The organism is Terrisporobacter vanillatitrophus (genome assembly GCF_051148895.1).
In the GTDB taxonomy this organism is placed as follows: Bacteria; Bacillota; Clostridia; order Peptostreptococcales; family Peptostreptococcaceae; genus Terrisporobacter; species Terrisporobacter vanillatitrophus.
Genome location: NZ_CP154625.1, coordinates 2,683,566 through 2,704,248 on the forward strand (window position 1 = coordinate 2,683,566; position 20,683 = coordinate 2,704,248).

General features: G+C 27.9%; 18 protein-coding genes. 3 read left to right on the plus strand and 15 right to left on the minus strand.

What is annotated here, in order from left to right; all coding sequences use genetic code 11:
- Window positions 1–153 precede the first annotated feature (153 nt).
- Window positions 154–918, plus strand: coding sequence for an exonuclease domain-containing protein (locus TVTCOM_RS13365; RefSeq protein WP_434796768.1), 765 nt, complete (start codon window positions 154–156; stop codon window positions 916–918).
- A 38-nt stretch (window positions 919–956) separates the two neighbouring features.
- Here the strand turns inward: TVTCOM_RS13365 and TVTCOM_RS13370 are convergent, their stop codons facing one another.
- Both TVTCOM_RS13370 and TVTCOM_RS13375 read right to left on the minus strand, forming a co-directional pair.
- Window positions 957–1,709: an exodeoxyribonuclease III gene (locus TVTCOM_RS13370; RefSeq protein ID WP_434796769.1), complete on the minus strand. Its 753-nt coding sequence runs from the start codon at window positions 1,707–1,709 to the stop codon at window positions 957–959.
- A gap of 13 nt (window positions 1,710–1,722) precedes the next feature.
- Window positions 1,723–2,688, minus strand: a complete 966-nt coding sequence (locus TVTCOM_RS13375) for a galactose-1-phosphate uridylyltransferase (RefSeq protein ID WP_434796770.1) — start codon at window positions 2,686–2,688, stop codon at window positions 1,723–1,725.
- Window positions 2,689–2,991: 303 nt separating this feature from the next.
- Between TVTCOM_RS13375 and TVTCOM_RS13380 the strand changes: the two genes are divergently transcribed.
- A complete protein-coding gene (locus tag TVTCOM_RS13380; RefSeq protein ID WP_434796771.1) occupies window positions 2,992–4,212 on the plus strand; it encodes a pyridoxal phosphate-dependent aminotransferase in 1,221 nt (406 codons plus the stop codon).
- A 57-nt stretch (window positions 4,213–4,269) separates the two neighbouring features.
- Here the strand turns inward: TVTCOM_RS13380 and TVTCOM_RS13385 are convergent, their stop codons facing one another.
- From TVTCOM_RS13385 to TVTCOM_RS13440, 12 genes are all read right to left on the minus strand, one after another.
- Complete coding sequence (locus TVTCOM_RS13385) at window positions 4,270–4,722, minus strand: MarR family winged helix-turn-helix transcriptional regulator (protein ID WP_434796772.1); 453 nt, start codon at window positions 4,720–4,722, stop codon at window positions 4,270–4,272.
- 344 nt (window positions 4,723–5,066) lie between these two features.
- Window positions 5,067–5,522 (minus strand): IS200/IS605 family transposase, encoded by a 456-nt coding sequence (gene tnpA / locus TVTCOM_RS13390; RefSeq protein WP_434796773.1) that lies wholly within the window; start codon window positions 5,520–5,522, stop codon window positions 5,067–5,069.
- Window positions 5,523–5,706: 184 nt separating this feature from the next.
- Entirely contained in the window at window positions 5,707–7,152 is a 1,446-nt protein-coding gene (gene purB / locus TVTCOM_RS13395) for an adenylosuccinate lyase (RefSeq protein ID WP_434796774.1), read from the minus strand.
- 93 nt (window positions 7,153–7,245) lie between these two features.
- The gene (locus TVTCOM_RS13400; protein ID WP_434796775.1) at window positions 7,246–8,154 is read right to left on the minus strand and encodes a tyrosine-type recombinase/integrase; all 909 of its coding nucleotides are present in this window, start codon (window positions 8,152–8,154) and stop codon (window positions 7,246–7,248) included.
- A gap of 102 nt (window positions 8,155–8,256) precedes the next feature.
- A complete protein-coding gene (locus TVTCOM_RS13405; protein ID WP_434796776.1) occupies window positions 8,257–10,041 on the minus strand; it encodes a DEAD/DEAH box helicase family protein in 1,785 nt (594 codons plus the stop codon).
- A 190-nt stretch (window positions 10,042–10,231) separates the two neighbouring features.
- On the minus strand, window positions 10,232–11,818 hold the full coding sequence (gene rny / locus TVTCOM_RS13410; RefSeq protein ID WP_434796777.1) for a ribonuclease Y: 1,587 nt from the start codon (window positions 11,816–11,818) through the stop codon (window positions 10,232–10,234).
- 175 nt (window positions 11,819–11,993) lie between these two features.
- Window positions 11,994–13,025, minus strand: coding sequence for a recombinase RecA (recA, locus tag TVTCOM_RS13415; RefSeq protein WP_434796778.1), 1,032 nt, complete (start codon window positions 13,023–13,025; stop codon window positions 11,994–11,996).
- A 234-nt stretch (window positions 13,026–13,259) separates the two neighbouring features.
- Window positions 13,260–13,802, minus strand: coding sequence for a CDP-diacylglycerol--glycerol-3-phosphate 3-phosphatidyltransferase (pgsA, locus tag TVTCOM_RS13420; protein WP_434796779.1), 543 nt, complete (start codon window positions 13,800–13,802; stop codon window positions 13,260–13,262).
- Entirely contained in the window at window positions 13,786–15,123 is a 1,338-nt protein-coding gene (gene rimO, locus TVTCOM_RS13425; protein WP_434796780.1) for a 30S ribosomal protein S12 methylthiotransferase RimO, read from the minus strand. Before rimO ends, pgsA begins: the two co-directional genes overlap by 17 nt.
- Window positions 15,117–16,175 (minus strand): tRNA 2-selenouridine(34) synthase MnmH, encoded by a 1,059-nt coding sequence (gene mnmH / locus TVTCOM_RS13430; RefSeq protein ID WP_434796781.1) that lies wholly within the window; start codon window positions 16,173–16,175, stop codon window positions 15,117–15,119. Before mnmH ends, rimO begins: the two co-directional genes overlap by 7 nt.
- A gap of 3 nt (window positions 16,176–16,178) precedes the next feature.
- The gene (locus tag TVTCOM_RS13435) at window positions 16,179–18,608 is read right to left on the minus strand and encodes a DNA translocase FtsK 4TM domain-containing protein (RefSeq protein ID WP_434796782.1); all 2,430 of its coding nucleotides are present in this window, start codon (window positions 18,606–18,608) and stop codon (window positions 16,179–16,181) included.
- Between the two features lie 159 nt (window positions 18,609–18,767).
- A complete protein-coding gene (locus TVTCOM_RS13440; protein WP_434796783.1) occupies window positions 18,768–19,613 on the minus strand; it encodes a ClpP family protease in 846 nt (281 codons plus the stop codon).
- A 177-nt stretch (window positions 19,614–19,790) separates the two neighbouring features.
- On the opposite strand from TVTCOM_RS13440, the gene TVTCOM_RS13445 reads away from it, so the two are divergent.
- Window positions 19,791–19,961 (plus strand): hypothetical protein, encoded by a 171-nt coding sequence (locus TVTCOM_RS13445; RefSeq protein ID WP_434796784.1) that lies wholly within the window; start codon window positions 19,791–19,793, stop codon window positions 19,959–19,961.
- Between the two features lie 278 nt (window positions 19,962–20,239).
- Here the strand turns inward: TVTCOM_RS13445 and TVTCOM_RS13450 are convergent, their stop codons facing one another.
- Window positions 20,240–20,452, minus strand: a complete 213-nt coding sequence (locus TVTCOM_RS13450) for a hypothetical protein (protein ID WP_434796785.1) — start codon at window positions 20,450–20,452, stop codon at window positions 20,240–20,242.
- Between the last annotated feature and the right edge of the window lie 231 nt (window positions 20,453–20,683).

The window sequence follows — 20,683 nt, forward strand, 5'->3', positions numbered from 1 at the left end:
ATTCATCATATAATTAATAATAATATAAATAATATAAAAAGTTTAACTTTTTATTAATAATAGGTTATACTTAAAAATAGATATTATAGTTTATTTCAATTTTATATTCTTTAATTATAGTATTGCACAATTATTATTTAGGAGAAAGATTTTATGGAATATATAGTTTTTGATTTAGAGTTTAATCAAGGATTTGATAGAAAGCTAAATAAGACAGTTTCTAATGAAAAATGCCCCTTTGAAATTATTCAAATAGGCGCTGTCAAGTTGGACTCTAACTTAGAAATAGTTGATACTTTTAATACTTTTATTAAACCTCACATATATAAAGAAATTCACCCCTTTATAAAAAAAATGACTAACATAACTAATGAAGATGTAAAAGATGCACCTTGTTTTTCTGAAGCTTTTAATATGTTCAAGTCTTTTATTGATAAAGAAAAAAATATACTTTGTGTTTGGGGCAATGGAGATTTAAAAGAGTTATATAGAAATATCAATTATTATAATTTATCTACAGATAATTTATCTAGCACTTATATAAACGTCCAACATCATGCTTCTGTTTACTTTAAAAATCCAAGTGGAAAAAGCATTGGTCTACAAAATGCTATTACTCTTTTAGAATTGAATCAAGATAAATCTTATCATAATGCTTTAAATGATGCTTATTATACTTCTTTAGTATTTAAAAATATTTTTAACGATGAAATAGAAACTAAAAATTATAATTTTAATAACGATGATAAAAAGAAGCCTGCTGCAAAAAGAAAAGTAAATTATGATAGTATTTTTAGTGAATTTAAAAAGATTCTAAATAGAGATTTAAACAAAGAAGAAAAAAAGATTATTCATCTAGCTTACAAAATGGGTAGAAGAAGTAAACCTTTTAAAGAAAAAAATAATCTAAAAGATTAAAAAAATCCTTCCTTTAATATTTGGAAGGATTTTTTATATTATTTAACTATTAATTCTACTGGGCAGTGATCTGATCCTAATACTTCTGTATGTATTTTAGCACTTACTAATTTATCTTTTAGTTTTTCAGATGTACAAAAATAATCTATTCTCCATCCTGCATTCTTTTCTCTAGCCTTAAATCTATAAGACCACCATGAGTAAATATTTTCTTTATCTGGATAGAAATATCTAAATGTATCAATAAAGCCTTCATTAAGTAGCTCTGTAAATTTATTTCTTTCTTCATCTGTAAATCCAGCGTTTTTTCTATTGGTCTTAGGATTTTTTAAGTCTATTTCTTTATGTGCTACATTTAAATCTCCACATACTATAACAGGCTTTATCTCATCAAGTTTTTTCAAGTAGGCTCTAAAGTCATCTTCCCATTTCATTCTATAATCAAGTCTTTTCAATTCACTTTGAGAATTTGGTGTATATACTGTTATCATATAGAAATCTTCAAATTCTAGAGTGATTACTCTTCCCTCTTGGTCATGTTCTTCAATTTTTATCCCGTAAGTCACACTTAGTGGCTCTTTTTTTGAAAAAATAGCTGTTCCAGAGTATCCTTTTTTCTTAGCGTAATTCCAATATTGATAATATCCATTAAGTTTTAAATCTATTTGGTTTTCTTGTAGCTTTGTTTCTTGCAAGCAAAATATATCTGCATCAACTTCATTAAAAAATTCCATAAAATTTTTATTCACACAAGCTCTTATTCCATTTACGTTCCATGATATAAATTTCATATTTCTCTCCTTTTTATTCGTCAAATTTTAATCTATTTGCTATATCCTCTGATCTAATTGATGATACATATATACCCGTGCTCAATTCAAATCCTCCAAAATTAAATCTTCTTGGAACAATATGAATATGTACATTATACTTATCTTTGTAATCTTTTTCTATATTTACAGGATGAGTATGAAGATATAAATTAAATGGACAGTTTCCATACTCTTTATATATTTTTTCAAATAATTTCTTTAATATAATAGATAATTCTTTTAGATCATCATCATTTAAGTCATAAAAGTATGTATTGTCTTTTAATAAAATAACTGTATCTCCTGTAAACCTACAAATTTCAGGTACAAACACTAAAAAATTTGGACTATCATGTATGACTCTTTTTTTATTTTCAATCTCTTCTATAATAAGGTGACTATACATATTTATACCCATTTTTTTATAAAATTCATCACAAACTTCATATTCATTTTCTAAATCTGGAGGAATAAATGGTAACGATAAAATCTGAGAATGTGAGTGCATTAATGAAGCTCCTGCTTGTCTTAGATAATTTTTAAATAAACAAATATATTTAATATTTTCATCCTTTTTAAGTGACTTAAATCTTACTTTATACATTAGTAACAAATTATAAAACTCTTTTTCTATCATATTATAAAAATTGCCATTATGTTTATATGTATCTATTATTACCTCGTGCTCTCCTTTTATTTCATTTAAAGGGTTCTCATCTATAATCGGATATTTATTCTTAACAGATTTAACTACCCATTCATTATTTTTATTTATGACATAAGTTTCATCAGATATATTATCTTCATTTCCTCTACAAAATGGACATGATCTACTATACTCATTATTTTCAATGGTTTCATTAGCCTTGCTATTCATTTTATCCAGTGGCCTTTTAATTCTTTCTCTTGCAATAATAACTTTACTATTATTTAATGTATCAATTCCAAGCTCTTTCATTATAAACTCCTCTATCATATAGCCTTATTTATAAACTATTATTTTTAAAACGTATCTTACATAAATTATATTTTAACAAAGTTTCTTTGTAAATATTTTATCTTCTTACTTTAATTATTATTGTACTATTGAAATTTCACTATATGCAATTAAAAAGATTGTATAAAAAATAATTAAGATATTTATTAGATTTTTTGGAAATATTTTTTTTTATAATAATGCAGTTTATTGGCCATTATGCTAATATTATGGTAGATTGAGATTAAATAATCAATTCATATGTTTATAAGGGGGAATATTCAAATGAAATTTTCAAAAAGACTTAGTTCAATGCAACAATCACCAATAAGAAAATTAGCACCATTCGCTTCAGCTGCTAAGGCTGAGGGAGTTAAGGTATACCACTTAAATATAGGCCAACCAGATATTATAACTCCTGTAGGATTTTTTGACACAGTTAGAAATTTTGACAAAAAGGTTTTAGAATATGCAGGTTCTCAAGGAATGCCTGAATTAATTGAAGCTATAAGAAAATACTACACTACATATAACATGGAGTTTGCAAGTGAAGATGTTATAGTTACTAATGGTGGTAGTGAAGCTTTATTATTTGCCTTTATGGCTGCATGTGACCCTGGGGATAATATATTAGTTCCCGAACCATTCTATACAAACTACAATGGTTTTGCACAATGTTTAAATATTGAAGTAAAATCTGTAACCACAGTTGCAGAAAACGGTTTCCACCTACCAACTAAAGAAGAAATAATCGCTAAAATAGATAATAAAACTTCTGCTATACTAGTTGTTAACCCTGGAAATCCAACTGGATGCGTATATACTAAAGAGGAAGTTCAAATGATAGCTGAAATAGCTAAAGAGAAAGATTTATGGATAATAGCTGATGAAGTATATAGAGAGTTTGTATATGAAGGACTTGAGTATACAAGTTTCGGAAATATTAAAGAAGTTGAAGATAGAGTTGTTATTATAGATAGTGTTTCTAAGAGATACAGTGCTTGTGGTGCTAGAATAGGTTCTATAGCTTGTAAAAACAAACAATTCATGGCTGAAGTAATGAAAGTTTGCCAAGGAAGACTTTGCGTTGCTACAATAGAACAATTAGGTGCTGCTGCTTTATATAGTACTCCAAAATCTTATTTCAAAGAAGTTAATGATGAGTATAAAAATAGAAGAGATACTTTATATAATGAATTGATGAAAGCAGAAGGCGTTATATGTGAAAAACCTATGGGTGCATTTTATATTGTTGCTAAATTACCAGTGGAAAATGCTGAAGATTTCGTTGCTTGGATGTTAAAAGAATTTAGAAGAGACAATGAAACTGTTATGTGTACCCCTGCTGAAGGATTCTACTCTACTCCAGGTCTTGGTAAAAACGAAATTAGGCTTGCTTACGTTTTAAAGGAAGAAGACTTAAGAAGATCTGGTCAATTATTAAAAGAAGCTCTTGAAGAATATTGTCAATTAGAAAAAGAAAAATCTGCTTTAGCTAAAGCTTAATATATAATTTCTAAATGTAATTAAAAACCATCTTACAAAAGTAAGATGGTTTTTTTATTAACTTAATTCTTCTTTATTTAGTATGTACTGAAGAGTTTCTAGAGCCTCTTGATATCTTAATCTATCACTTTCGTCTAGCTTAAATAGCTTTTGTTCTAGTTCATCACTTAATTTACTAGTAAAGTTTATAGCTAATCTTTCCCCTTCTTCTGTGATAACTATCATGTATTTTCTTCTATCTGCTAAATCCTTTTCCCTGTAAACATAGCCTTTTTTAGTTAAGTCATCTATCATACTTGTTAGACTTCCTTTTTCTATATTTAGTTTAGCACATAGCTCTGTCATACTTATACTACCGTGGTTTTTTATAAATACTAAAGCTCTTAATTGCGTTTTATTTACATTGTATAATGCCGAATATTTCTTTAGGTATTCTAAGTAAAGACTTGAGTAAATTTTAGGAAAGGTTTTTGATAAAAAACCAATTGTATTTGTTACTATACCGTTCATTTAATCACCTCAGATGCTTAATTTATTGACTTTTTTCCACTTCTATAGTTTACAATAAAAATATTTCTAGTACAATACTTTTTGCAAATATCCCTTTTTTAATTTTCTAATATTATTATAACTTACTATAATATTAATTTTTATGAAATTATTACATTAAAATTTATAAATATTTATTTCAATTTAATTTTAATCAAAATCATAACCACCCGTAAAACGGGTGGTTTGTACTAAGGCTATAAGCCTTTTTTGCTGGCAGCGCCTAAAGGACGCTGTTTTCACTTTGTTCAGACCACAATGCCTTTTGATACTAGGCAATCCCTAAAGGGATTTTTTGTTACCAACTACCCTTTGAAAGGGTCTCTATATTCTTTAACACTTAATTTATCTTTTAATATGTCTTGATTTTCTTGTTCCTGTATATATTTTTTAATTGTTGCTTCGTTAAGGCCTACGGTACTAACGTAAAAACCTTCGGCCCAAAAGTGTCTGTTACCAAATTTGTATTTTAAATTAGCATGTCTATCGAATATCATAAGTGCACTTTTGCCTTTCAAATACTCCATAAAACTAGATACACTCAACTTAGGTGGTATACTCACCAACATATGTATATGGTCGGGCATCAAGTGCCCTTCTATTATTTCAACACCTTTGTAATTACATAATTGTCTAATTATTTGACCTATGCTTTCTCGATATTGATTATATATAATTTTTCGTCTATACTTAGGTGTAAAGATAATATGATATTTGCATAGCCATTTTGTATGGGCTAAGCTATTCGTTTTATTTGCCATAAAATCACCTTTCCTTTCATTATTTTGTAGCCTGAACAACTACATTATATCTCAGGAAAGGTGATTTTTTAGTATAACTATCGTTTCCGCACCCGCATAGCGGGTGGTTTAATGTTGAGTATACATACTCAACAGGCTAAAGCCCATAATAAAATAAAGAGCCATATTGGCTCTTTACTTATAACTATACTCTTAAGTCTATTTCTATACCTATACAATCCTTATAATCATTTATAGCTGGCTCTAAATATTCTTCTACAAACTCTACAACTTGCTGCGGAGCTCTTCCTACAAAGTTCATAGGATCTAGTATAGATGTTATTTCTTCTTTATTTAACATTTTGAAAGCTTCATCTTCAATTATTAAGTCTATTAAGTTATTATTTAAGCCTTCATGCTTAACTCTGTAAGCTGATTTCATAGATAACTCTCTTATTACTTCATGTAATTCTTGTCTATCTCCACCTCTTTTTACAGCTTCCATAAGTATATTTTCTGTAGCCATAAATGGTAATTCTTCATCTATATGCTTTCTTATCATGTTTTCATATACAACTAATCCATCAGTTACATTTATACCTATATCTAATATTGCATCTGCAGCCATAAATGCTTGTGGTATAGCAAGTCTTTTGTTAGCTGAGTCATCTAAGCTTCTTTCTAACCATTGTGTAGCTTCTACTAAGGCTGGTGATATTGACTCAGAAATTATAAACTTCGATAAAGAAGCTATTCTTTCACTTCTCATTGGATTTCTCTTGTAAGCCATAGCTGATGATCCTATTTGATTCTTTTCAAACGGCTCTTCTAATTCTTTTAAGCTTTGTAATAATCTTATATCATTCGTCATTTTATGCATACTTTGTGCTATACCCGCAAGTACATTTAATACTTGAGAATCTAATTTTCTGGTATATGTTTGGCCACTTACTTTATAAGATTCTTTGTAACCCATTTTTTCACATACTATTTTATCTAATTCTTTTATTTTGTCTGTGTCATTTTCAAATAAGCTCATGAAGCTTGCTTGAGTTCCAGTAGTTCCTTTTACTCCTCTAAGCTTCATATTTTCTAATCTATAGTTTAAGTCTTCTAAGTCTATTATTAAGTCTTGTGCCCAAAGAGTAGCTCTTTTTCCTACCGTTGTAAGCTGAGCTGCTTGGAAGTGCGTAAATCCTAATGTTGGAACATCTTTGTACTTTAAAGCAAAGTCTTTAAGATTATCAATTAAATTAACAAGTTTAATTCTTATTAATTTTAACGCTTCATTCATTTGAATAACATCTGTGTTGTCACCAACATAAGCTGATGTTGCACCTAAATGAATTATGCCTTTTGCTTTTGGACATTGAAGTCCATAAGCCTTAACATGACTCATTACATCATGTCTAACTTCTTTTTCTATTTTTCTTGCTTCATCAAAATTTATATCATCTACATGAGCTTTCAATTCCTCTATTTGCTCATCACTTATGTTTATTCCTAATTGTTTTTCCCCTTCAGCTAATGCAATCCATAGCTTTCGCCAAGTTGAAAACTTAAATTGAGGAGAAAAAATATAACTCATATTTTTACTACAATATCTTTCTGTTAAAGGATTTGAATATGTTGTGTACTTATTTTCTATCATTTTTTGCACCATCCCTAAATCTTTTTATTCTACAAAGTTTATTATATATAATTTCACGAACAATAACAATACTTTTTATGCTTTTTGTTCATATCATTTTTTATTTAATTTAAAATTATCTTTACCTAGTATATAATCAATACTCTCACTATCAACAAAATTTAATACATGTTTATATCTTATAGCATAGTATTTATCACTCCATCCCAACTGTTTCTTTATATCTTCTTTATCTGCTCCAAGCATTAAAGAAATAGCTGCATATGAATGCCTTAAATCCTTTGCAGAGTATTGAGGTAATCCTGCAATATCAAAAGCTTTTTTTACTATTAATCTTACATTTCTATCTGTAATAGATTGACTTTTTTGTGTTGTAAATATGTAGTCCTCAGAGGGTATTATTATTTCACTAAGTCCAGAAAAATATCTATAACTTTCTATAAGTCTAAAACAATATGGATGAAGTTTTATAACTCTTTCTTTTTTACCTTGTCCAAGTCTTACGTAAAAATTATTTTCTTCATCTACAATTAAGTCTTTCCATTTGACTCTTACTAATTCACTTAATAAACATCCTGTTGTAACTAGAAATACCATTATTAATCTATCTCTAGCATTGAGCTTATGTAGAGAATCTATTAGCTGATTTATTTCTTGTATACTTAACACATCTTTTTTACCTTTTTCTCTTGTAACTATTGGCTTTTTAACAAAAGTGAATGGATTTAATTCTATATATTTTTCTCTCTTCATAAAAGCATAAAAACTATGTAAATAACTAAAAATCTTCTCACTAGTTGATGTGGCATATTCATCCTCTATAAAAGATACAAAGTCTCTACATTCATTTTTTGTTACTTCTAGTAAATCTTCCACATTGGTTTTCTCTTTAAATAGAATTATTTTACTAAAATAGTCTTTTTTTGTTGCTGGTGTCATTTTCATTGAAAATAATTTAAATATTTCAAATTCGCTCTCGCTCAATATGTAACTATTATCCATAAGGTCTCCTTTCATTATTATTTTAATCACTTTTTAACTTTATATATTATTAATTTTATTTTGATAAATAATTAAGAAGCACATAAGTGCTTCTTAAAGTCATTAGTTATTTACAGAATTAACTAATATATTAATTAATTCACTGGATTTTTCATTAAAAGTAGTTATAAATGTTAAATACTCACTAGCTCTATTCATAACCATATATATTTTATTAAGATCTCCTATAAAGTCATTTACTTGATAGTCTTGATCTTCTTCATTTATAGTTTGATTATACAACATTTCTAATTCACAAAATACAACTGCCTTATATTCCAAACTTTTAATAAAGTATAAATTCGATATGGTTATACCACTTTTTTTACCATATTTATTTAGATTATCATCTCCAACAATATATGGAATACTTACATCATCCAATGCTTTTCTAAGAAGATATTGAAAATATATTGTTTTTCCATTTTTTAATTTCTTTTTATTATATGGAAATACGATAGCTATGTCACTGTAATTTAAGCCTTTGTTATTTACAAGATATTCAATTTCCCATAATATTGAGTTAATTTGCTCTTCTAAATCTTCAACTTTCACAATTTGAGCTGAAATTCCGCCTTCCATAAGAATATCACTAGGTATATATATGTCTCGGCTTACATTATTTCTCAAATCTTTTATATAATTATTGGTATTTTTGCAAAATGCATTTGAAAAATTAATAATTTCCTTTTTCTGTCTATAGTTTTTTCTAAGTAGCACTTTTTCATCAAAATCAATATACTCTAAAGGAATTTTAAATATATTTACACTATTGTATATGTTTAAAGATTCACAATAATACATATTGAATATATATTTTGTTTCGTATAAAAATTCTTGAATAAATTCAACATCTTTTTTATCAAAACTTTCACTTTCATCTATAAAGATACCTTTAAACATTCTTTTATTTTTTATAACATTTTTAGCTTGTTTTATCAAATTATTAAAAGTTTTTTCATAATCTTTTTTTAATAAACCATAATCTAGTATTAAATTATACTTTTTAGATAATTTAAATACAAAAGATGAAATTGTATGTACCTCTAAGTTGTTATTATCTTTATATAACAGTTTAAGACTTTCCCTAAGTTGATTACAAAGTTGCTTCGTATGAGTAAAAATTATAAAATTATGATGAGGATATATGCGTGCTAATTTTATTGCTCTACTCATCATAATAGTTGTTTTACCACTACCCGTAGGGCCTTCTATCAATATTTTTCCATAATTAATAGAAAGTGACTTTTCTAATTGTTCGTCAGCAATCATAGTAGCGCTATAATTGTAATCTCCTTGAGAAAAAGTTATTTTTTTAAACTCTTTGTTAATATGATAAGCACCATTTAATTCATAGTATTCTGGGCATATATCTAAAATATATAAATTTAGCTCTATTTCATTATTTTCTTCTTTTAAATAATTATCTATTTCTTCCCTATTATTAATTATGTTTTTTAATTTGCTCTTATCTATTATATTGTGACTAACAAAATCTTCTAAACCATATGTATCTTCTATATCCACATAAGGCATGATAAATACATAATTAAAACTAATATTATTATAGAACTGAGCCATTTTTAATTTTAACAACTCATATTCTTCATTCATTACTTCAATCAATTCTTCATCTAATATAGAAAATAAGTCTTCACTTGTATCCATAAATTTGACAAAAAGTATTTTATTATTTTTTATATATAACAAATCTGTGTTAATTCCTCTAAAAGGAGTAACTTTTGGCACTACATTTGTATTGTCAGAGTTCTTTTCGTAAAAAATTTTTTCAACTTCTTTTACTTTTAATGCATCTAATTGTGAATTAATATTAATATTTTGCCTCAATTTGCATTCCCCCTTTATAGTAATTATATCATTTAAACATATATTTTACTATATTCTCAAATATATACATTTTATTATAGTAAAATTCACTTCGCCTAGTATCTAAATAATTACTTTACTTCTTATATAAAATAATTTATGTTTTATATATATTTTAATAAAAAAAGGAGAGTTAAAACTCTCCTTTTTATTATTTAGCATATTCTATTGCTCTTGTTTCTCTTATTATACTTACTTTTATTTGACCTGGGTATTCAAGCTCGTCCTCAATTTGTTTAGTCATCTTTCTAGCTAATAAGTGAAGTTCTTCATCATTTACGCTATCAGGTTTGACCATTATTCTGATTTCTCTACCAGCTTGAATTGCATAAGATTTTTCTACACCTTCATAAGAGTTAGCTATTTCTTCAAGCTTTTCTAATCTCTTAATATATGCTTCTAAAGTTTCTCTTCTTGCTCCTGGTCTTGCTGCAGATATGGCATCTGCTGCTGTAACTAATACAGCCTCAACTATTTGTGGCTCATAATCTCCATGGTGAGTACTCATTGCATGTATAACATCCTTAGATTCTTTATATCTTCTAAGTAAATCCATACCTATTTCAACATGAGTTCCTTCCATTTCATGATCTACTGCTTTACCTATATCATGAAGTAAACCAGCTCTCTTAGCTAGTTTTATATCTGCACCAATTTCTGCTGCCATAATTCCTGCTATATGAGCAACTTCTATTGAATGCTTTAATACATTTTGTCCATAACTTGTTCTATAATTCAATCTACCAAGTAGTTTAACTAGTTCAGGATGTAATCCATGTACACCAGTTTCAAAAGTAGCTTGTTCTCCAAACTCTTTGATGATACTATCAACTTCTTTTCTTGCTTTTTCTACCATCTCTTCTATTCTAGCTGGATGTATTCTTCCATCTGATATTAGCTTTTCTAATGCTATTCTTGCTACTTCTCTTCTAATAGGATCGAAGCCTGATAAAATTACAGCTTCTGGAGTGTCATCAATTATAAGATCTATACCTGTTAAAGTTTCTAGAGTTCTTATATTTCTCCCCTCTCTACCTATTATTCTCCCCTTCATTTCATCATTTGGTAAGTTCACAACAGTTACTGTTGTTTCCGCAACATGATCTGCTGCACATTTTTGGATAGCATAGCCTATTATTTCCCTAGATTTCTTTTCAGCTTCTTCTTTAGCTTGCGTTTCAATATCCTTAATCATTATAGACATTTCATGTCTTACTTCTCTTTCAGCATTTGCAAGAATTATATCTTTAGCTTTTTCACAAGTAACCCCTGATATATCTTCAAGCTTTTCAAGTTGCTTAACTTTTATTTCTTCTACTTCGTCTTCTTTTCTTTGTACCACTTTTAACTTTTCATTTAAACTAGATTCTTTAACCTCTAGATTTTGTTGCTTCTTTTCAATAGATTCTTCTTTTTGAAGAACTCTTCTTTCATACTTTTGAACTTCATTACGTCTTTCTCTTTGTTCTTTTTCTGCATCAGTTCTCCATTTGTGAATCTCTTCTTTTGCCTCTAATAATTTTTCTTTTTTTATTGTTTCTGAGTCTTTATTTGCTTTATCTATTATATCTTTGGCTAAGTCTTTAGCTTCACCAATTTTAGTTTCAGATATATTTTTTCTAACAAAATATCCAACTATAATACCAATAGCTAAACCAAGTATGCTGGCTATTATTTCTATGACATCCACCTCCTTTTGTAATAATCCCAAAATATCAATATTATTCTTTAACATCATTTAAATTATGCCCTTTTTCACTAGAAGGCCCAAGTTTTAAATTTAATAAAGTTTCTTTATCTATAATCTTGGAATACTTTAAATAAAATCATCATAATTTAAAATATTTTATCCTCATTTAATTTTATAATTTTTTCTAATTCATGTCAAGTTTATAGGAGGGGCGTATTCATTTTTATTCTTCACTTTGGCTATCTTCTTCCACAACTGCTTTATCAAGGTTATAATGTTCTCTAACTTTAGTATTTATTTCATCAGTTAAGTCCATATTATCGGCTAAAAATTTCTTGACATTTTCTCTACCTTGTCCAAGTTTTATATCATTATATGCATACCATGAACCTGATTTTTTAACTATATCAACATCTGCTGCTATATCTAATAAATCCCCAATTTTAGATATTCCCTCTCCATACATTATGTCAAATTCAGCTTGTTTAAATGGAGGCGCAACTTTATTTTTAACGACTTTTACTCTTGTTCTATTTCCAAGTACTTTATCTCCTTGTTTAATACTGTCTATTCTTCTTACATCAAGTCTTACTGATGAGTAGAATTTAAGAGCACGTCCACCTGTTGTAGTTTCTGGGTTACCAAACATTATACCAACCTTTTCTCTTAACTGGTTTATAAATACAGCTACACAGTTTGATTTCTTTATTGATCCTGTTAACTTTCTTAAAGCTTGAGACATAAGCCTTGCTTGAAGACCAACATGAGAATCTCCCATTTCCCCTTCTATTTCTGCTTTTGGAACTAAGGCTGCTACTGAGTCAACTACTATTATATCTATAGCTCCAGATCTTATTAAAGCTTCTGTTATTTCAAGAGCTTGTTCCCCTGTATCTGGTTGTGAAATTATTAAGTTATCTATATCTACACCTAAAGCTTTAGCATATACTGGATCTAGGGCATGTTCTGCATCTATAAATGCAGCTATACCACCGTTTTTTTGTGCTTCAGCTACTGTATGTAGAGCAACTGTTGTTTTACCTGAAGATTCTGGTCCATATATCTCAACAATTCTTCCCTTAGGAAGTCCACCAATACCTACTGCAATATCTAGTCCTATAGATCCTGTAGATATTACATCTATATTCAACGAAGTAGCTTCCCCAAGTCTCATAACAGATCCTTTACCAAAGTCTTTTTCTATTTTGCCTAAAGCCTGATTAAGGGCTTGTAATTTTTCTTTTTCTATACTCATATTATTTCATCCTTCCTTTTCGCAAACATTTGTTCTATATGTTACTTTTATTATATCTTATAAAACTTTCTTAGTCAATTGAATTTGAGCTTTATCTTCAACATATATTATAAATTAGTTTAACTATAAAGACATACATTTATATTTATAAACTTATATATAAACTTTTATACGAATATTTTTTATTTTTTTAAAAAAATCCTTCCTGAATCTAATTCAGCAAGGATTTATAACTTATTTACTATTCATAAATAATTCTTTATTTTTATATAAGTAGTCTGCTCCAGAATATAAAGTAAAAAATGTTGCAATTAACATAAGTATAGTTCCAACTTGTAATAATATACTATTATTTACATTAGCTCCAAGAAGTAAAATTATTATGGCTAACATTTGGCTTATTGTTTTTATTTTACCTCCACCACTGGCAGCTATAACTTTTCCATCTGCAGCTGCTATAGCTCTTAAAATGCTTACAGTAAGCTCTCTTGCAACTATAATAATGACCATCCAACCTGCAACTAAATTTGATTCTATCATACATATAAGAGCTGATATTACTAATAATTTATCAGCTAAAGGATCCATAAATTTTCCAAAGTCAGTAACTAAATTATTTTTTCTTGCAATATGACCATCTAGAGCATCTGTTATTGATCCAATAATAAATATTAAACAGGCAATTAAATAATGATTTGTAATGTCTAGCATCATTATAATTACAAATACCGGTATTAACAAAATTCGCAGTAATGTTAATTTATTTGGTAAATTCATCTTGTATATCCCCCATTAAATCATACTCTAGGGCAGTGTTTATTTTAACATTTACAAAATCTCCTGACTCTAGATTAGTATGTGATTTTACATATACTATACTGTCAATTTCTTCTGCATCTAATTGAGTTCTTCCAATATATACATTGTCCTCAATTTGTTCTTCTATTAAAACTTCATATGTTTTACCTATTTTTCTTTGGTTTATTTCTTCTGAGATACTTTGTTGAATCATCATTATAACATCTCTTCTTTCTTCTTTAACTTCTTGTTCTAAATGATTAGGAAGCTTATCTGCTGCAGTTCCTTCTTCTCTTGAATAAGGAAATACACCTAACTTGTCAAATTTAACTTCTTTAACAAATTCCACAAGTTCTTGGAAATCTCTTTCGTCTTCTCCTGGGAATCCTGTTATTAATGTTGTTCTAAGTGTTGCATCAGGTATTGCAGTTCTAATCATATTTATTTTATTTATTAATTCTTCTTTAGTAGTTTGTCTATTCATTAATTTTAATATTTTATTACTTGCATGTTGTATTGGCATATCAAAGTAAGAGCAAATATTATCATTTCTTTTTATAACATCTACTAACTCTTTTGTTATTGATTCTGGATATGAGTACATTATTCTTATCCATTTTAATCCTTCTATTTTAGCCAACTCTTCTAATAATTGTGGTAATCTTGCTCCTCCATATATATCAGAACCATACATTGTAGAGTCTTGTGCTATAACTACTAATTCTTTAACTCCGCCTTGTGCTAAGTTTTTAGCTTCAGCTACTATATCTTCTATTTTTCTACTTTTTTGTTTCCCTCTTAATTTTGGTATTATACAATAAGTACAGTGTTTATCACAACCTTCACTTATTTTTATATAAGCCATATAATCTGGCGTTGAAACGTATCTTGGTAGATCTTCATTGTAAACAACTTCTATATCATTTAAGCTAACTACCTGTTTCTCTTTTTGTAAATTTTCTAAGATTTCGTCAATATTTTGGTAACTTCCTGTACCTACTATTGCATCTATTTCAGGAATTTCTTCTTTTAATTCATCTGAATATCTTTGAGCTAAACATCCTGTAACAATAAGTAATTTTAAGTTTCCAGTTTCTTTAAGATTTGCAAATTCTACTATAGTTTCTATAGACTCTTGTTTTGCTGATTCTATAAACCCACATGTATTTACTAATATTACATCTGCCTCATCAAAATCCCCTGTAAGTTTGTAACCCTTTTTATTTAATATACCCATCATTATTTCTGCATCTACTAGGTTTTTCGAACAACCTAACGATTCTAGTGCTATTTTTAACATTGTTTAACTCCTTCCATTGCTGTCTTATGAAAACTTATTAATTTTTCTATTATATCGTTTATGTCTTCAAATTTCATTACGTCATTGTATTTATATTGGTTTACTGAATGCATATAAAGAGGATCATAGTAAAATACTAAAAACTTTTCAACTAACTCTTCATACTGTTCCTTATCCAATAATTCTAAGTATTCATCTACAGTTTTATTTCCAAGTCTTTTTCTAAATGTATTTATACATTGTCTTAAGGCTTGTATATTATCTTCATTTCTATCATAAATATAATCTTTACAAAGTCTTTTTACTCTATCCTTTATATCACATTCTATAAGTATATGATATCCATCTCTTATTATTGCTTCATATATGTCATTTGGTACTAGTGCATGACCTACTCTTTTACTTTCACTTTCTATAAATAAGTAATCACTCTTTGAAAAAAATAATGATTCAAATATTCTAGAATCAAAAGTTTTTTGAGTTGGTGGCTTTTCATCATAAGTTATAAATCCAAATACAGATCCAGTATTTCTCGCCATATACTCTAAGTCTACTATATCCATATTATTTTTTTCTAATTCTACTAATAACTCTGTTTTACCAACTCCAGTTAATCCATGAAGAACTATAAATTGCTTTTTGTCCATTATGTTGCTTAAATAATTTTGCACATAATTTCTATAAGATTTATATCCACCTTCTAACTTGTACAAATCTATTCCAATAGAGCTAAGTAAATTGGCTACAGAGCCACTTCTCATTCCACCCCTTGCACAATATATTACTATATGTTCATACTCACTTGACAATTCTTTTGCTAGTTTGTACATGTCTTTCAACTTTGGGGAAACAAAGTCCAAACCTTTATCTATGGCTTCGTGTTTCCCTTCTTGTTTGTATATAGTACCAACCTCACAATACTCATCATTATCAAATAATGGCATATTATAAGCATTTAATATATGATCATCTAAGTATTCTCTCTCTGTTCTAACATCTATAAAAATTGTTTTTTCTAATTTTAAAGCATCTTCTATTTTAATTGTTTTCAAATTTTATTCACCTTCTAATTTTGCTAATTCTTCCATTGTTATTAGTACTTTTCTAGGTTTACTGCCTTCACTAGGTCCAACTATACCTCTTTCTTCCATTGAATCAATTAGTCTAGCTGCTCTATTAAATCCTATTTTATACTTTCTTTGTAGCATAGAAGATGATCCTTGCCCACTTTGTACTACAAAGGCAATAGCGTCTTCTAAGAATTCATCTACATCATCATTTTTGATGTTAGCAGTTTTTGAAATAGTTTGTATTATTTCTTCTTCATATTTAATTTCTTCTTTTACTTGTCCTTTTACAAAGTTTATTACTTTTTCAGAGTCATCTTCTGATATATAAGCTCCTTGTAATCTTACTGGTTTTGCAGCTCCTAGTGGATAGAATAGCATATCACCTTTTCCAAGTAGTTTTTCTGCTCCACCCATGTCTAATATAGTTCTTGAATCTGTTTGTGATGAAACTGCAAAGGCAATCCTAGAGGGAACATTGGCTTTTATAACTCCTGTTATTACGTCAACAGAAGGTCTTTGTGTTGCTATAATCAGATGCATTCCTGCTGCTCTAGCCATTTGAGCAAGTCTGCATATATAGTCTTCTACTTCGTTAGCACATGCCATCATTAAATCAGCTAACTCATCTATTATTATTACTACTTTTGGAAGTTTCGTTTCACTTTTTTCATTATAACTAGTTATATCTTTAACTCCTAAATCAGCAAACAACTTATATCTTTTATTCATTTCTACTACTGCCCAGTTTAATGCATTTGCTGCCTTTTTAGGATCAGTAACAACTGGTGATAGTAAGTGAGGTATGCCATTATAATGAGCAAGCTCAACTACTTTTGGATCTATAAGCAATAGTTTTACTTCATCTGGTGTTGCCTTGTATAATACAGAGTTTATTATTGTATTTATACAAACTGACTTCCCTGACCCTGTAGCCCCTGCTACAAGTAAATGCGGCATTTTACCAATATCTGCAATAACTGGATTTCCACTTATATCTTTTCCAAGTCCTATGGCAAGAGATGAAGAATCTTCTTTAAATTCTTTACTTCCAATAACATCTCTAAGCCCAACCACCTGTGGTTCGTCGTTTGGAACTTCTATTCCTATAGCACTTTTCCCTGGAATTGGAGCTTCTATTCTTATGCTTTTTGCAGCTAAAGAAAGAGCTATATCATCTGATAAGTTTACAATTCTACTTACTTTAACACCTGGATTGGGTTGTACTTCGTATCTTGTTATAGTAGGCCCTAAAGTTACTTGACCCATTTTTGTATCAACGCCAAAATTAGATAATGTTTTGATTAATAAAGATGCATTTTCTAATGCCTTTCTTTTATCATTTTCATTACCTTTGTGTCCAATTTTAGTTAATAAATCTAAACTTGGTTTTGTATAGTTTTCATAATTTGATTGACTATTAATCTGTAAATCATTTGTATCTCCTAAGTTTATTGGAGCAGTTTTTTCAATACTAGTATTGGCCTTAGTTTTAGTATTGTTCATTGTATCACTCATTTTAACATTAGGATTTGTATTTTGAAGATCCTTAAGCACATCTAGTTCAGGCATACTATTTGTACCTTCTAAAATTTCTAAATAATCATCATCACCTTTATTGAAGCCTACTATTTTTATTGTCTTGTCTTCATCATAATTAGGCTCAGCTAAAGTATTTTCTATTTCTTCATTTTTATCATTTTTATTAAAAATATTCTTTAAGAAACCTTTTTTATTTTTACCAACTTGAGTAGTTTCATCAACTTCTTCAGTTACTAAATTAATCGCAGACTCTTTTAAGTTGGATACCTTATCTTTTACATTTATATTTCCACTTTTTATTTTGTTAGATTTATTAGTAATACCTTCTATTAGGTCTTTTAGGGATATATTAAATGTGTACATTACTGTAATGAATAGAACAAATATGCTAATTAACCATCCACCTGTTAATCCGAATACTGCTTTAATAAAGTATGCTATTGTTGATGTGATTAGACCGCAACCACTTCCATCAATCCCCATTTGCATAACATCGCTATACATGTTGGCTTTTAGAGGATTATCCACTGGGATTTTTCTTGCATTAAATAATCCATAAAAAATAAACAAAAAGACTATAAAAATATAGACTGTTTTACTTTTTTTCATTCTATATACATATTCATTTCTTTCAAAAAATCCAAGAATACCTATAATTATTATCAGCAATGGAATAATTACGGCAAGAGCTCCAAACAATCCTTTAAAAGTGTCTTGTATAAATTGTCCTATAAGGCCCATGGAATTTGAGTTTAAGCTATATAATAAAAATATTCCTATAAATACAGTTACTAGATTATAATATTCTCCAGATACTATTATTTTATCTTTGTTATGCTTTTTATTCTTAGCGCCTTTACTTTTTTTCTTAGCCACCAATCTCACCTCTTATTTCTTATACCTTATCAATTCAAATCTATAATTTATCCACAAACTAAATTATAAATTCTTTAAAACTTAAAAGTGTTAATGGTATACATTAACACTTTTAATTATTAAATCATTATATCACATATTACTTATTTTAAACAAATCTTATTTATTTCCTTCATTTTTATTGTCTTCTCTTATTAACTCTCTTAATTTTGTTAATGCTTCCTTTAATCCACCAACTTCATCTATAAGTCCATATTCCACAGCTTCTTTACCTATTAAAACACTTCCCACATCACTTACAAGCTCATCTTTTGCGTTCATAAGCTTATTTAACTCTTCTCTTTGTATATTAGAAGTTCTTGTTATAAATTCTACTATTCTTTCTTGCATTTTCTTGAAATATTCAAAAGTTTCATTAACACCTATAACTAGTCCATTTGTTCTTATTGGATGAACAATCATTGTTGCGCTTGGAGCTATATAAGAATAATTTCCTGCTGTTGCAAGAGGTACTCCTATGGAATGACTTCCTCCAAGTACAAGTGTTACGACTTTTTTAGATATACTGTTAATTAATTCTGCCATAGCAAGACCTGCTTCCACGTCTCCACCTACAGTATTTAGAATAACTAAAATACCTTTAATTTCATTACTTTCTTCCACTGAGTATAATAAAGGTATTATGTGTTCATATTTTGTAGATTTCTTCTGTGGGTTACCTACAAAATGACCCTCAATTTCTCCTATTATAGTTATACATTGAATTTCTTTTTGTGCATTAGAAGGCATGTTAGGAACTCCCATTTGCTTTATATCTTGAACTTTGTCACTGTCTTCATCTTCACCTTCATTATTATCATGGTCAACATTATTACTTTCAGTGTTTTCAGGTTTATTTTTCTCTTCATCTTCTTTTTTATTTTCAAATTCCGACTGACTCAAATCATAGTTATTATAATTATTATCATTTATGTATTCATTCATATTATTTTCATTTTTTATCATTTATTTCACCTCATTTAATATATTTAATTTTATGTTTCCCAATGAGTATGAAATAATTCTATTCTTTTCATAGTGTAAAGTTTTTATCATAAAAAGTTATAACAAAAAATTATGGATTTTATGAATATTTACTAATCATAATTGTGATAATAATATAGTGAATGGAGGTGATACAAGATGAAAAATAATAATAACAATAATAATTGCAGAAACAATAACAACAACAATAATTTAAAAAATAATAGCAACAATAATAACTGCAGAAACAATAACAACAACAATAATTTAAAAAATAATAATGACAATAATTTTGAAAACAATAATAACGATAATAACAATTGTAGATAGTTTTCTTAATAATTGCTAAGATGTAAATTAACATGATTTATATCATAAAATGATAAGATAGATATAATCATAACTTTGTCATTATAAGATAAAGTAAAAACAATGAGGCGGTCTCATGAACAATTAAAAATTGTTCTGTGATGGCCTTATTTTCTAAGAACATATAATTTTCTTCACTTTCATATCTTCCATAGACTATTATTTTAGGATATTTAAATTCAGTGTACTCTTCAATTGATTTTAAATTTTAAGTAATTTTTTAAGTAATATATTTTGAATTAAGCTTTATAAATTACTTTAATATCAAAATCATTTTCACACTTTAATATATAGTTAGATATTTGTTTAAATATTTTATTCATATTTTTATTTATGGATTTTTTCCAAACAAATGTGTATCTATTAGCACACGATTCTATTTTGATGCCATCAATAAATAATTTTTTTGAAATTTCATTTTTGTCACCAAGAAAATTTGTTAATTGAGTCATTAGACATTCACTTACAGGTTAAAAAGGGATACCACCAAATCTTACAATTGTTGAGTGGTCTGAAGATGAGTCTTCCCCTAAGATATACGCAAATATAATCCGTTTATATAGTATTATGTTTTATCATACAAATATTGTATTAGATACCAAGCTCTTTTGAGCCTGGTATTTATTTTTTTGCAATAAAAAGCCGTCTCCCTTCTTTTTGATGCGGAAGCTCCATTATTTTTC

Bases quoted from the DNA above. Each gene is read 5' to 3' on its own strand.
- TVTCOM_RS13400 (WP_434796775.1), bottom strand. From the start codon at position 8,154: ATGGATAATAGTTACATATTGAGCGAGAGCGAATTTGAAATATTTAAA.
- TVTCOM_RS13365 (WP_434796768.1), top strand. From the start codon at position 154: ATGGAATATATAGTTTTTGATTTAGAGTTTAATCAAGGATTTGATAGA.
- TVTCOM_RS13445 (WP_434796784.1), top strand. From the start codon at position 19,791: ATGAAAAATAATAATAACAATAATAATTGCAGAAACAATAACAACAAC.
- tnpA (WP_434796773.1), bottom strand. From the start codon at position 5,522: ATGGCAAATAAAACGAATAGCTTAGCCCATACAAAATGGCTATGCAAA.
- TVTCOM_RS13370 (WP_434796769.1), bottom strand. From the start codon at position 1,709: ATGAAATTTATATCATGGAACGTAAATGGAATAAGAGCTTGTGTGAAT.
- TVTCOM_RS13385 (WP_434796772.1), bottom strand. From the start codon at position 4,722: ATGAACGGTATAGTAACAAATACAATTGGTTTTTTATCAAAAACCTTT.
- purB (WP_434796774.1), bottom strand. From the start codon at position 7,152: ATGATAGAAAATAAGTACACAACATATTCAAATCCTTTAACAGAAAGA.
- TVTCOM_RS13440 (WP_434796783.1), bottom strand. From the start codon at position 19,613: ATGATAAAAAATGAAAATAATATGAATGAATACATAAATGATAATAAT.
- pgsA (WP_434796779.1), bottom strand. From the start codon at position 13,802: ATGAATTTACCAAATAAATTAACATTACTGCGAATTTTGTTAATACCG.
- rny (WP_434796777.1), bottom strand. From the start codon at position 11,818: ATGATGTTAAAGAATAATATTGATATTTTGGGATTATTACAAAAGGAG.
- TVTCOM_RS13450 (WP_434796785.1), bottom strand. From the start codon at position 20,452: ATGACTCAATTAACAAATTTTCTTGGTGACAAAAATGAAATTTCAAAA.
- TVTCOM_RS13380 (WP_434796771.1), top strand. From the start codon at position 2,992: ATGAAATTTTCAAAAAGACTTAGTTCAATGCAACAATCACCAATAAGA.
- rimO (WP_434796780.1), bottom strand. From the start codon at position 15,123: ATGTTAAAAATAGCACTAGAATCGTTAGGTTGTTCGAAAAACCTAGTA.
- TVTCOM_RS13375 (WP_434796770.1), bottom strand. From the start codon at position 2,688: ATGAAAGAGCTTGGAATTGATACATTAAATAATAGTAAAGTTATTATT.
- recA (WP_434796778.1), bottom strand. From the start codon at position 13,025: ATGAGTATAGAAAAAGAAAAATTACAAGCCCTTAATCAGGCTTTAGGC.